A 12,714-nucleotide genomic window follows, 5' to 3' on the forward strand; every position below is an offset into this window, starting at 1 on the left:
GTGTAGCTCCTCGTCTATCCCCGCGGCCTAGTGCGGCTTGGAATTTAGCAGCGCACGCAGCGGACGGAAGGGCAGCAGCCACGCGCCATCCTCGGGCAGGTTGTCCAAGGTGATGCGCGGCAGGGGCTCGAGGAAGACGCCGTCAATATCCTCGAGATCAACAAAACGCAGTGACTCTGAGGCGGTCGCCCACGAGCAGTGCTCGTGGAAGCCCAGTACGGTCACCGGCACCCCGGTGGCGGCGATCCGCTCGAGAGTGTCTTGGAAATTGCGGCCATCGGCGCTGGCCACCACGAGTCCCTTGAGTACGCCCTCTGCTTCTCGACGCTCAATATGGCGGATCATATCGGGATCCACATCGGAATCCTCCGCCGTTTTGGGCTTCGCGAATACCGCGAAACCCATATTGCGCATCGCATCCACCCAGGGCCGCACGGCCTCGGCGGCGTCGGGGGAGACATTGGTGAAGACGGTGGCCTCAGGATCGATGGCGGGATCGATGGCGGCGGCCTCGTTGATCAGCCAGCGGCCCACCGCATCGAAGCGGGGGCGCTGGGCGCCGGAAGGACGGCCGCCGAGCAGCGCGCCGAGCCCCATATCGAGGTTCGGGCCGTCCCACACCAGCAGCATATTGGCCGGGCCGACGCGCCCCGAATCGTCATAGCGGTGGTGCAGTTCCACGAAATCACTCATGGCCTAGATCTCCTTCGGGGTAGCGTCGTCACGCTTGCGCCACAGATATTCACGAATCACGTGGCTTTTATCGAGGCCCTTGCCCTCGAACTTGGTAATAACTTGCCGGTCAGTGAGCTGAGGGCATTCAGCCCATGGCCACCCCATGTACTCTAGTGCGGGCTCGACCTCGACCAGCTCATCGATCCACTCGGCGTAGTCGGCGTGGTCGGTGGCCACGTGTAGTACTCCGCCCGGCTTGAGGCGGGAGGCGATGAGGTGCAGCGGCCCGGATTGGATGATGCGGCGCTTGTGGTGCCGCGCCTTGGGCCACGGATCCGGAAAGTAGATGCGTACCCCGTCGAGGGAGGCAGGCGCGATCATGCGGTTGAGTACCTCGATGCCGTCGCCGCGCACCATGCGGATGTTGTCGATGCCCTCGCGGACGACGCTGCCGAGCAGCTTCGCCAGCCCGGGCTTATAGAGCTCCACGGCGATGATATTGGTGTCCGCCTCGAGCGGGGCCATCGCTGCGGTGGAGGTGCCGGTGCCGGAGCCGATCTCCACGATGGTGCGTGCCTCGCGGCCGAACCAGGCGGTGGGATCGATGCGCTCATCAGAGAGCACAGTGCCCAAGCGGGGCCAGTGCTCCTCCATGAGGGCCTGTTGATTATCGGTGAGAGTGCCGCGGCGGAAGCTCACCGAGCCGAGCCGCGGATAGTCCAAGCCATCGTCGAAATCGGATTGGAGCGGGCGACCGCCCGGCAGGTCGCCGACGGCACGGTCGCGGCCAGCATCATTGCGCGGTGCGGGGGAAGACGGAGTCGCTGCGGAGGTGGTGTGACCACCTACAGCGCGAGAATCAGAATTATCACTAGTAGACACTTGAGACATTCTTCCAAGTGGATGGGTAAAAGTTCAATAATAGCTAGTGTCCGTCCGGTCATGGTCTGGGGTAGTTATATCGAGTAAATACCCCCAAAGTGGGGCGAGGCCTCTCCGCATAAGGTGTGACTTATGCCCAAAAGCTCACTGAAAGAGGTGTTCGTTCCAGCGAATATTCGTAGCTTTTCTCAAAAGCGATCCAAAACACGGGTTCAGCATGCAGGCACTTCATTAATCTTGGTAGTGAAAGTCTGTCGAGTGATGCACATGTCTGGAGAAGCGATGACCGCTATCAAAGGCCTTGAAGGCCCCGCCCCTACCAAGAATGAAGAACTGCTCACCTGGATCGCTGAGGCTGTCGATCTCTTCCAGCCCGATCGTGTGGTGTTCGCTGATGGTTCTCAGGACGAGTGGGACCGACTCGCCGCCGAGCTCGTGGAAGCGGGTACCCTGATCAAGCTGAACGAGGAGAAGCGCCCCAATAGCTACCTCGCTCGCTCGAACCCCGATGACGTTGCTCGCGTGGAATCCCGCACCTTCATCTGCTCGCACAGCGAGGAGGGTGCCGGCCCCACCAATAACTGGGCCGACCCGGTGAAGATGCGCGAGGAAATGCTGGAGCAGTACAAGGGCTCCATGAAGGGCCGCACCATGTACGTGGTGCCGTTCTGCATGGGTCCGATCGATGATCCCAGCCCGAAGCTGGGCGTGCAGCTGACCGACTCCGCCTATGTGGTCATGTCCATGCGCATCATGACCCGCATGGGTCAGGAAGCCCTGGACAAGATCGGCGAGAATGGCGATTTCGTCCACTGCTTCCACTCCGTGGGTGCACCGCTGGAGGAGGGCCAGGAGGACGTGCCGTGGCCCTGCAATGACACCAAGTACATCACCCAGTTCCCGGAGACCAAGGAGATTTGGTCCTACGGCTCCGGCTATGGCGGCAACGCCATCCTGGCCAAGAAGTGCTACGCCCTGCGCATCGCTTCGGTGATGGCCCAGGAAGAGGGCTGGATGGCCGAGCACATGCTCATCCTCAAGCTCAACTCCCCGGAGGGCAAGTCCTACTACGTGGCTGCCGCCTTCCCCTCCGCCTGCGGTAAGACCAACCTGGCCATGATCGAGCCCACCCTCGAGGGCTGGAGCGCCGAGGTGGTCGGCGATGACATCGCGTGGCTGCACTTCGGTGAGGATGGTCGCCTCTACGCCGTGAACCCGGAGAATGGTTTCTTCGGCGTGGCCCCGGGCACCAACTACTCCTCCAACCCCAACGCCATGCGCACCATGGAGCCGGGCAACACCCTGTTCACCAACGTTGCGCTCACCGACGACGGCGATGTGTGGTGGGAAGGCCTGGAGAACAAGCCCGATCACGCGATCGACTGGTTGGGTAATGAGTGGACCCCGGATTCCGAGCAGCCCTCCTCCCACCCGAACTCCCGCTACTGCGTGCCGATCTCGCAGTGCCCGGTGGCTGCCAAGGAGTTCAACGACTGGCAGGGTGTGCCGATCGACGCCATCCTCTTCGGTGGCCGTCGCCCCGACACCGTGCCGCTGGTAACCCAGGCACACAACTGGGATCACGCCACCATGATTGGTGCGCTCCTCTCCTCCGGTCAGACCGCCGCCTCCGCCGAGGCAAAGGTCGGCTCCCTGCGCCACGACCCGATGGCCATGCTGCCCTTCATCGGCTACAACGCCGGTGACTACCTGCAGCACTGGATTGACATGGGCACCAAGGGCGGCGACAAGATGCCGTCTGTGTTCCTGGTCAACTGGTTCCGTCGCGGCGACGATGGCCGCTTCCTCTGGCCCGGCTTCGGCGAGAACTCTCGTGTGCTCAAGTGGATCATCGATCGCATCGAGGGACGCGTGGGCGCCACCGAGACCGTGGTGGGCCACACCGCCAAGGTGGAGGACATCGACCTCACCGGCCTGGACACCCCGGTCGCCGATGTGGAAGAGGCACTGAGCGCCCCCGCCGAGCAGTGGGAGGGCGATCTGGCCGATAACGAGGCATGGCTGGAGAAGCTCGGCCCCAAGGTTCCGGCCGAGGTGCATGAGCAGTTCGCCGCTCTGAAGAAGCGTATTGCCGACGCCAAGTAGTCTCCTCCTCTGAGACAGACCTGTTCTGCCCGGTCCCGATCGAGCACCGTTGTTTCCCCTCGCGTCTGAGGGGAACACGGGCTGCGGGGTCGGGCAGTCGGCGTATCTGCGTCCGCCGCGGCCGCGCGTGGCGCCGGTGCACTGTCGTTGCGCGCCCGCCTGCCGTGGGGTGTATTCCTTCGCTAAACTATCCGAGAGAATATAACTTCGCCTGGATAAAACGGAATGGACGTGCATCGTATATGCCAAGCGCTCAGCGACGGGATGCCCCGCGACGGGGTCGGCAGTTAGCGTCTTCGCGCGGCGTACGGGGCACAGCTAGTACACGTGACGCAGCTGGTGCACGTGGCGCCGGCGTTAGTGCTGGCGGTACGACGGGCGAGTGGGAGCGGGCCCTCAAGGGCCCACCGCTCGGTCGGCATTCTCGCGCCCAGCACAGCGAAGGGTTGTTTCCGCCGCGAGTATGGGTGGTGGCTGCGGTATTCGCGGTACTGACCCTGTGGCTCTTCCGCCGCTCCGGCTATCCGGATGATTTGGCCTCCTGGTGGATTGCGGCCTCGCTCGTGGCAGACGGGCAGGCCCACGCGATCTACGCGGTCGATACCACTGACTTTGCGTCATATACCGGCGAGGCGTGGGCGCAGCAGGCGGAACTCATCCGCGATGTCTCGCCCTATCCGCACCCCTATGTGCATATTCCTTTAGTGGCCTATGTGCTCTCGCCGCTCACCCACATCATGTCCTTTTCCACCTTCGCCACCCTGGGCTCGGCAATCAGCGGCGCCTGCATTGTGGTGATCGTGGCGGCCAGTATCAGCCTTTTTACCCGTTCGGCGCCGTCGACCTCCGCCCTGTGGCTCGGCAGCGTGGCGCTGTGGCTGTGCACGGCAAGCCAGATGAGTATCACGCTCGGGCAGTCCTCACCTTTTATCTATGCCACCATCGCGATGGCGTTGGCGCTCTCGGAACGCCGCCCTGTGATCGCGGGAGTGCTCATTGGTATCGCGGCGCTCATCAAGATCACCCCAGTCGCGTTGATCGTGGTGCTCGTGGGTTTCGCATCGCGGCGCCGCGCGGGGCTGGTGGGCCTGGCCGTGGTGTCTGCGGGCGCGGTGCTGACCCTGCTGCTGGTGGACAATGCCGTGATCACGGCGTGGCGAGACACGATCGCGTGGATGAACTCCCACACCTTGGCGGTGCCCATCAATGCCTCCCTCGATTCGCTCTTTGCCGAGCGCACCACCCTAGAGGTGCAGGTGGAGGCCGTTCCCGGCACCCCGGCCGCGGCGACCGTGCTCAATGGCCTCTATGTGCTGCTCGTGGGCCTTGGCCTCGTGCTGCTCATGGGCACCCAGTCGCGCTATAAGTGTGAAATCTCGGCAGTGGCGATTCTGCTGGTGGCCACCTCGGTATCCGGTGTGGTGTGGTTGCACTATGGTCTGGTGGCATTTCTGCCGATTGCTGGAGTGCTCATTCTGCACCGCCGCTACTGGGTACTCGGTGTCTTGCTGCTGGCCTATCAGCCACTCGGCGGGCATTTCGTAGATATGGACACCACCCCGGGGGCGCTGCAATGGGCGCCGTTGGCGCTGCTGGTGATTCCCACGGTGCTGCTGGTAGTGGGAGAGATCATGCGTAGCGAGGGGGTATCCTTCCGCTCGGTGTGGCGCGGGATGCTCGCCGAGATCGGCGGCCGCCCCGCACCCGCTCCTGCATCCGCTGCTACGCCCGCGCCTGCAGTCGCACCGACGCCGAGACCCAGCGCCGCGCGCCCTAGTGCTAGCCGCCCGCGCTATCGGCGTAGCGGCCGGCCTGCGGAGTCGCCCCCGCGCCGCGCCCGGCGCTAAACTTCGCGTTTATGGTTTCTTCTGCAGCCCGCGCGCATCACGCCTCTTCTCTCGTGACGCGGGGGATATTCCCTGCCTCGGTGTGGCTGGTGGCTGCGGCCTTTGCTGCTCTGACGTTATATGCACAGCTGCGCCTGGCCACGCCAGATGATGCTGCCAGCTGGTGGATCGCAGGCCGCTTGGTGGCCACCGGGCATGCAGATGCACTCTATGCCATCGACCCCAATGATTATGGGCTCTTCACCGGCCCGGAGTGGACCCACGAGGCCGAGCTCATCGCCGAGCACACCCTGGTGCCGCACCCCTATGTGCACCTACCGGCGGTGGCCTATATTCTCGCCCCGCTGACCATGATCATGAGCTTCCCGGTGTTTATCGCCTTGGGAGCGGTGATCACCGGTGTGTCCCTCACCCTGCTGGCGGCCGCGTCGATTGCGCTGTGGACCGATCGTGCCCCGCACCCTGGGGTGCTGGTGGCTGTTACCACGCTGGTGTGGCTGAGCTCGGCGGCGCAGGCCAGTATCACCCTGGGCCAAACTTCACCTTTTATCTATGCGCTCATCACGCTAAGCGTGGCGCTGAGCCGACGCCACCCCTGGCTGGCCGGGGTATGCATCGCGGTGGCCGCCTTCATCAAGATCACCCCGGTGGCGGTGGTGGTGGCTATGCTGCTTTTCGCTTCACGACGCCGCGCCGGGCTCATCGCCACCAGCCTGCTCGCGATCGCGGGCCTGGTGTCCTATCTTCTCGTCCCCAGCTCCGTGTTCAGCGCGTGGCGGGAGACGGTGGGGTGGATCGGCGCCCACACCCTGGCCCCGCACAATGTGGCTATCGATGCGCTGCTCATTATGCCGGTGCGAACGGAGGCCATCGTGGGCGTTTTCGAGGAGTCCTCCCCCTGGGCGTTGCCGATCAAGCTGCTCATCCTCGTTGTTCTCGCGGTGGGGGCGTTGGCGCTGATGGGCAGTGAGAGCACCAAGAAATTCGAGATCATTGCGGTGGTGATGATGCTGGGTGCCACCAGCGTCTCGAGTGTGTTGTGGGTGCACTATGCCCTGATAGGCGCGGTGGGCATCATCGGTGTGGTGGCACTGTATCGCTGGTGGTGGGCGGTGGCATTTTTGCTGCTGCTCCTGCCGCCCTTTGCCGCAGGGGAGGGGGAGCTGTCGTGGGATCTCACCCCGCTGGTGGTACTGCTGGGCCCCTCGCTGGTGCTGCTCTTCGGCGCGGTGGCGGCGCATCGGCCCAGCGTGGCGGAGATTGGCCGCGGCCTGCGGCGGGAGTTTATGGGCCGCTAGGGGTTAGTTTTTGCGGAGCACGACCACCAGATTCGACACAGCGAATTCGCGGAAGAGCGGCACCCGCACGGCCCACCACGCCCACCACGGGTGATAGCGGGGGAAGGCCAGCACCAGCTGCCCCGTGCTCTCTGCCCAGCGCAGGCCCTCGGCGCAGGAGACGTTAAATAGCGATGTGCCAAAGATGTTCTTGGGCTCGTGGCCGTGCTTCTTCCTATAGCGGCGGCGGGCAAACTCCCCGCCCACATAGTGCTGCCACAGCCCGGTTTCGTGGCCGCCGAAGGGACCCAGCCAGATGGTGTAGGACAACACCACCAGCCCGCCTGGGGCGGTGACGCGCAGCATCTCATCGGCCATGGTCCAGGGCTCGGGCACATGCTCGGCCACATTGGAGGAATAAGTGATCTCGCAGCTGTTATCGAGGAAGGGCAGCTGCATGCCTGAGCCGCGCACATCGGTGGCCAGCTCCCCGGGTTCGCAGGAGATATAGCGGGCGCCGCGGGCGGCAAACTCGGAGGTGAAATAGCCGGGGCCGCCGCCCACATCCAGCACCCGGGAGCCGTGCAGGGACACGCCATAATCCGTGCAGAGCGCGTCGATAAGCTCGGCGGTGTCGCGGGCAAGGCCCGTATAAAAGACGTCGGGGTCAGCCTGTTCGAGGGGGAAGGAGCGCAGTAGTGACCACGTGCGCCCGAAGGTGGCTCGCGAGAAGGTGTGCGGTGCGGGCTGCCCATTCAGGCGGTTGAGAGCCGAGCGGAATATGGTGTGCATGGGGCTCCATTATAGGCTTGGGGGTGATGAAGATTCTCCTGCTCTGCTGGCGCGACTCCACCCACCCTCAAGGCGGTGGTAGTGAGCGCTATCTTGAGCGCGTCGCGGAGCACCTCGTGGAGCGTGGCCATGAGGTGATTTTCCGCACCGCGGCCAATGAGAATGCCCCTGCTACCACGAACCGCGCGGGGGTGCGTTTTCGGCGGGCGGGCGGCCGGCTCACGGTCTATCCGCGGGCGTGGCTGGCCATGCTGGCTGGGCGTGTCGGCATCGGGGAGCTGCGCGGGGTCGATGCCGTGGTGGATACCCAGAATGGCATTCCCTTCTTCGCCAGGCTGTTCCTGAATGCCCCCACCGTGGTGCTCACCCATCACTGCCATCGCGAGCAATGGCCGGTGGCGGGGCCCGGATTGGCGCAGCTGGGCTGGTTTTTGGAGTCCACGGTCGCGCCGCGGGTCTATCGCCACGCCCGCTGGGTCACCGTCTCCGAGGCCTCCGCGAGTGAGCTTCGCGAGCTGGGGGTGCGCGATATCAGCGTCATCCATAATGGTGTCGATCCCGTACCGCATTTCGACGCCCTCTCCCCGGCCTCTGGCCCGCGGCTGGTGACGCTGTCGCGGCTGGTGCCACATAAGCAGATCGAGCACGCCATCGAGGTGGCGGACGCCCTCGGAGTGGAGCTGGATGTGATCGGCTCCGGCTGGTGGGAGGAGAACCTCCGCGCGATCGCGGGGGAGAATATCCATTTCCACGGGCACGTCTCGGAGGAGGCCAAACACGCCTTGCTGGAGCGGGCCGATATTCACCTGATGCCCTCCCGCAAGGAAGGCTGGGGCCTCGCGGTGGTGGAGGCCGCCCAGCACGGGGTGCCCACAATTGGCTATCGCAGCTCGCGGGGATTGTGCGATTCCGTGCTCGATGGTGAGACCGGGGTGCTGGTGGATAGCCCTGAGCAGCTGCTGGCCGCAACGGCGGAGCTGATTGCGGATCCCGCGCGCCGCACCAGTCTCGGCGAGGCCGCTCGGCAGCGCGCCGAGCACTATTCCTGGGCTACGACGGGTGCTGCCTTCGCCGAACTCGTAGAGCGCGAAGCCCGATAAATAGCGGCAGCAGTAGCCACCACACCAGCAGTGCTAGCCCATAGCCGTGCGGCCGAGGTTCCACCCCGGCGACCCGGTGGGTGTGTTCACCATCGACCACCAGCCCCACCTGGAGCTGCGCCAAGGCGGCATCATCACGACGCTCCCAGGCTGCCATGGCCTGCTCCCAGCGCGGGTTCGGCGGGTCCACGACTTTTCCATCGACCACCAGGCCCCCAGGCTGGACGGCCGCGACCGCCTTGGTGCGCGGATCCACCGCCACCCGCCCCTCATAGGTGGTGATCGCGGTGGCGGGGCCCACCAGCAGCACATCCACCCCCGCGGCCTCCTCGTGGAGGCGCTGCCAGGAGGAGTCGGCGGGAACGGGGCGCAGCTCAGCCAGCTGCTGCGGGGCCTGTGGCACGCTGAGCGCCAGCAGTACCAGACCTACGCCCTGGAGCCACAGCCAGCGGATACCGGCGGCCATAGCCGCGTAGGCCGGCAGGGCGAAAAGAACAAATTTATGCGTATCGCGGAAGAGCGCCCCGCCTGGAATCCCCTGCAGATCGAGGCTACAGGCCGCGGCGAGGATCCCGGCGGCGCCGAGCAGCACCAGCCGGAGCGGTGCCGCGCGCAGACCGGTGAGCAGGAGGAGGAAGAGTAGCGCCCCCGCGATCACGCCGCCGGTGCGGGCCACCTCGGCGTTCCAGATTCCCCCTAGCCCCACCACGGTGGCGGTGATATTCAGCGCCTCTGGGCCGAGATCGGCCTCGGGGCGGGTGGCGAAGGCGGCCCCCGCCGCGCTGCTGGGTGGGTTGAGCAGCGCGGGCACGAGCCAGGGCAAGGACACCGCGGCCGCGCCCGCAACCGAGCTGAGTGCGGGGCGGGTGAGAATCGCCACCACCCCGGCCACCACCGCGCCGGTGGGGGTGAGGCTGGCAAGCCACACGAGGCCGAGCTGCCGGAGCGGATGCTGGGCGCTGGCGGCGATCCCCGGCAAAAGCCAGGCGCCGATCACCAGCGACCACTGGCCTTGGGCGAGGCGCTCGATGATGAAGGGATTACACAGCGTGAGCCCCACCCCGAGCGGCCCATAGCCCCAGGCGGCCCAGGCGGCTATACCGGCCGAGCCGAGGATGAGGGCACGGGCGAACCAGGAGGCCGGCAGGATCTGGCCCAGCAGCGCCAACAGCCCGTCTTGGGGCACATTGCGGGCGGCGAGATCACCCACCCCGAGTGCATCCGCGCTGAGCGCCGGGGTGTCGATAAGCACCATGTCGCGGGTGATGAGCACGCCACTACGCAGCAGCGTCAGGGCGAGCATGCCCAGGCAGAGCGCCACGATGGCCCATGACAGCGTCGTCCCGCGCAGTGCGGGGGCGAAGACGCGGCCGCGCATGTTAGCTCCGCGCCCGCAGGTAGGTGACGGCGGCGGCGATGAGCAGCAGGAAGGACAGGGTGCGGCTGAGATACTGGGTGAAGCGCATGGCGTGGAAGGCGCTGAGTTTGCGCTCGGCTTCGGCCCACTGCTGGGATGTGGTGCCCTCATCCCAGTCGAAGCGGGCGCTGAACACGGTGCCCTCTACCGCGGAGGCGCCGGCGAAAAACTCGGCGGTGCGCTGTTCGGCGGTGGGGGCATCGGGCGCGGTGAACCAGAGGGGACGCTCTTTTAGGTCCACGATCATTCCGGTAAAAGGCTCCACCGTGATATCGCGCTCCACCGCGTAATACCCGCCGATCACCCGCACGGGGCCGATCTCTTGGTGATAGGTGAAGACCTCCTCGCCGTGATAATCCACGGCATCCACGAAGTCCACCGGCACCGAGGCCTGCAGCACCGTATCAAAATAGGGATAGGAGGATTTCCCAGCCGTCGGCGGGAAACGATAGTTCAGGCCGACGCGCACAAAAGAAGAATGGGTCAGAGTGGAACCGACGATCAGCCCCGGGGCGCCGCCCATATAGCGTGACGACGCCGTGTCCACGGGATAGCCAGTGCCGCGGCTGAGAGTAACCGAATCCTCCTCGCGGTAGAGCACCTGCTCCTGGGAGCGCACCGTGGTGCGTGCCTCGGCCGTCACATTCTCCCGGTCCGCGGGCTCGCCGAGGACCACACTGCTGTCCTTAGTCACCGTCTGGCCTTCTGCCAGCGACCCCACGGCGATGCTGGGCACGGTGGTGACATGGGTGGCGTAGCTGCGCGGCAGCGAGCCCTCGCTGAACTTCCACGTGGTGTAGATGATGAAGGACAAGGCCACGAAAAAGACGGCGGCACCGAGGAATACTCGGGCGATGAGCAGCGAGACGATGCTGCCGGTTCTGCTACCGCGGGCCACGTCGACTCTCCTTCTAGGCGGGCGTTCGTGGCGGTGAAGCCACCGCGCTGCGAACAGTGAAGTATCAATTGAGGGTATGAAACAATAAGTGTCGTGTCCCCTCAATCCTACGCAACGCCGCGCAGTTACAATCCAAGCCTCGAGGGTTTGCGCGCCGTTGCCGCCTGCGGAGTGTTGCTCACCCACACCTCTTTTCAGTCTGGCATGGACCCCAGCTCGCTGGTGGGTGGATTTTTAGGGCGTTTCGACTTCTTCGTCGCGCTCTTCTTTGCGCTCTCCGCCTATCTGCTGGCCCGCGGCGACTATCGCACCCGCCGCTCCTTTTATGCCAAGCGCTTCTTCCGCGTGGTGCCCGCCTATGTGGTGTGTGTGGCCACCGCGTTGATTATCCTGCCAGCCAATTTCGACGCCGACCCAGCGGCGGTGATCGCCACCTTCTTCTTCGCCCAGATCTATCTGCCCCACGGGCTGCTGCCGGGTATCACCCACTTGTGGTCAATGTGCGTGGAAGTGGCCTTCTATCTGGTATTTCCCTTTATCTCCCGGAAACGGTGGATCATTCTCGGGCTGGCGCTGCTCAGTCTCGGCTGGGCCTTTATTCCCTTCCCTGCCGGCGGCCCCAACTGGCAGATCTTCCCGCCCGCCTATACCTGCTGGTTCGCCGTGGGGCTGCTGGCGGCCCGCATTCAGCCCACGCCCACCGCAGAGAGATGGCTGCGCCGCCGCTGGATCTGGTGGATCTGTGCTGCCGCCATCCTTTTTGTGGCCGGCCAAGAGTTCTTCGGCCCGCTCGGCCTCGAGCACCCCTCCCCGCTGGAGTTTCTGCGCCGCGTGATCGCCGGCGCCGCCTTCGCCGCCGTGGTGCTGGTGCCCTATGCACTCGCGCCGGGCTCGCGGCTGCTCGACTCGCGCCTATTCAGCCAGCTCGGCACCATCTCGTATTCCATCTTCCTCTGGCATGTGGTGGTGCTAGAAATGGTGTTTCCGCTTCTGGGCATGCGCCCGTTCACCGGCAACTTCCTGCTGATTACTGCGGTGACTCTGGGGCTGACCCTGCCGGTGGCGTATCTGTCTTACCACCTGGTAGAGCGACCAGCGCGAGGGCTGTGGCGATGGCTGCCTGGGTCAGCACGTGCCCGCCAGCCTCGACGCCGCGCTGGAGCCACAGACCAGTAACCAGCACGCTCAGCCCGGCGATCCGCAGCGTGGTCCAGCGCTCCACGATCCACGCCACCACAATGCCGATAAGTCCCGGCAGGCCGAAGACCAGTGGGGCCAGTACGGCATAGCGCGGATTCGGGCGAAATACCCCCGGGATCCGCGGTGTGGTGGGCAGATAGAGCGCCCAGGCCGCGGCGAGCAGAGAAATGATCACGCCGACCAGCAGATAGCTCCGCGGGAAGCGCAGCGGGGCGAGGGCATCGGCCTCAAAGGCCTGCATACCCGCATTGATGGTGGTGGGCGGGGCATCGCCCATGCTCAGACCCGGGTTGAAGGAATAGGAGGTATCCACCAGCTGCTTCCGTGGCGCCGGCGGTGCGTGGGGATTGGTGAGCATCAGCCACTCGGCATTGGTGGAGAGGCGATGTTCCCCCGCGTCCAGCTCGACGGGGCCGCAGCCGTGGGGTGTGCCGTCGATAAGCGTATTCGTCCACGCCCCGCAGGAGGAGGTGCGCAGCTCAAGGCGCGCCGGTTCGGGGAGCACCAGGGTGCGGGCGAG

The 12,714-nt window shown here is 65.2% G+C and carries 10 protein-coding genes; 5 read left to right on the forward strand and 5 right to left on the reverse strand.

Translation table 11 applies throughout. From position 1 onward, the window contains the following. Positions 1-27: 27 nt before the first annotated feature. Both KRX12_RS07560 and trmB read right to left on the reverse strand, forming a co-directional pair. On the reverse strand, positions 28-693 hold the full coding sequence (locus tag KRX12_RS07560) for an NYN domain-containing protein (RefSeq protein WP_218366229.1): 666 nt from the start codon (positions 691-693) through the stop codon (positions 28-30). Between the two features lie 3 nt (positions 694-696). Next, on the reverse strand, positions 697-1,566 hold the full coding sequence (gene trmB, locus KRX12_RS07565) for a tRNA (guanosine(46)-N7)-methyltransferase TrmB (RefSeq protein ID WP_255550144.1): 870 nt from the start codon (positions 1,564-1,566) through the stop codon (positions 697-699). A 273-nt stretch (positions 1,567-1,839) separates the two neighbouring features. Here trmB and KRX12_RS07570 point away from each other — a divergent pair, with 273 nt between their 5' ends. From KRX12_RS07570 to KRX12_RS07580, 3 genes are all read left to right on the forward strand, one after another. After that, positions 1,840-3,663, forward strand: coding sequence for a phosphoenolpyruvate carboxykinase (GTP) (locus KRX12_RS07570; RefSeq protein ID WP_218364883.1), 1,824 nt, complete (start codon positions 1,840-1,842; stop codon positions 3,661-3,663). Positions 3,664-4,133: 470 nt separating this feature from the next. Further along, on the forward strand, positions 4,134-5,510 hold the full coding sequence (locus tag KRX12_RS07575) for a glycosyltransferase family 87 protein (RefSeq protein ID WP_218366230.1): 1,377 nt from the start codon (positions 4,134-4,136) through the stop codon (positions 5,508-5,510). Positions 5,511-5,521: 11 nt separating this feature from the next. After that, on the forward strand, positions 5,522-6,808 hold the full coding sequence (locus KRX12_RS07580) for a glycosyltransferase family 87 protein (protein ID WP_218366231.1): 1,287 nt from the start codon (positions 5,522-5,524) through the stop codon (positions 6,806-6,808). A 3-nt stretch (positions 6,809-6,811) separates the two neighbouring features. Here the strand turns inward: KRX12_RS07580 and KRX12_RS07585 are convergent, their stop codons facing one another. Next, entirely contained in the window at positions 6,812-7,579 is a 768-nt protein-coding gene (locus KRX12_RS07585; RefSeq protein WP_218366232.1) for a methyltransferase domain-containing protein, read from the reverse strand. A 26-nt stretch (positions 7,580-7,605) separates the two neighbouring features. Between KRX12_RS07585 and KRX12_RS07590 the strand changes: the two genes are divergently transcribed. Next, positions 7,606-8,679 (forward strand): glycosyltransferase family 4 protein, encoded by a 1,074-nt coding sequence (locus KRX12_RS07590; protein WP_218366233.1) that lies wholly within the window; start codon positions 7,606-7,608, stop codon positions 8,677-8,679. Here KRX12_RS07590 and KRX12_RS07595 read toward each other — a convergent pair. Together KRX12_RS07595 and KRX12_RS07600 are read right to left on the reverse strand one after the other, a co-directional pair. After that, the gene (locus KRX12_RS07595; RefSeq protein WP_218366234.1) at positions 8,630-10,057 is read right to left on the reverse strand and encodes a hypothetical protein; all 1,428 of its coding nucleotides are present in this window, start codon (positions 10,055-10,057) and stop codon (positions 8,630-8,632) included. The two genes, KRX12_RS07590 and KRX12_RS07595, sit on opposite strands and share 50 nt — an antisense overlap. A 1-nt stretch (position 10,058) precedes the next feature. After that, positions 10,059-10,994 (reverse strand): porin PorA family protein, encoded by a 936-nt coding sequence (locus KRX12_RS07600; RefSeq protein WP_218364607.1) that lies wholly within the window; start codon positions 10,992-10,994, stop codon positions 10,059-10,061. Positions 10,995-11,087: 93 nt separating this feature from the next. On the opposite strand from KRX12_RS07600, the gene KRX12_RS07605 reads away from it, so the two are divergent. Further along, positions 11,088-12,170: an acyltransferase gene (locus KRX12_RS07605; RefSeq protein ID WP_218364605.1), complete on the forward strand. Its 1,083-nt coding sequence runs from the start codon at positions 11,088-11,090 to the stop codon at positions 12,168-12,170. Positions 12,171-12,714: the final 544 nt, after the last annotated feature.

The sequence above is a fragment of the Corynebacterium sp. TAE3-ERU2 genome, assembly GCF_019209955.1.
GTDB classification, from domain to species: Bacteria; Actinomycetota; Actinomycetes; order Mycobacteriales; family Mycobacteriaceae; genus Corynebacterium; species Corynebacterium megadyptis.

What these genes read in the sequence shown, in the direction of transcription:
- trmB (WP_255550144.1), bottom strand. Translation starts at nt 1,566, where the DNA reads ATGTCTCAAGTGTCTACTAGTGATAATTCTGATTCTCGCGCTGTAGGT.
- KRX12_RS07580 (WP_218366231.1), top strand. Translation starts at nt 5,522, where the DNA reads ATGGTTTCTTCTGCAGCCCGCGCGCATCACGCCTCTTCTCTCGTGACG.
- KRX12_RS07585 (WP_218366232.1), bottom strand. Translation starts at nt 7,579, where the DNA reads ATGCACACCATATTCCGCTCGGCTCTCAACCGCCTGAATGGGCAGCCC.
- KRX12_RS07590 (WP_218366233.1), top strand. Translation starts at nt 7,606, where the DNA reads ATGAAGATTCTCCTGCTCTGCTGGCGCGACTCCACCCACCCTCAAGGC.
- KRX12_RS07570 (WP_218364883.1), top strand. Translation starts at nt 1,840, where the DNA reads ATGACCGCTATCAAAGGCCTTGAAGGCCCCGCCCCTACCAAGAATGAA.
- KRX12_RS07560 (WP_218366229.1), bottom strand. Translation starts at nt 693, where the DNA reads ATGAGTGATTTCGTGGAACTGCACCACCGCTATGACGATTCGGGGCGC.
- KRX12_RS07595 (WP_218366234.1), bottom strand. Translation starts at nt 10,057, where the DNA reads ATGCGCGGCCGCGTCTTCGCCCCCGCACTGCGCGGGACGACGCTGTCA.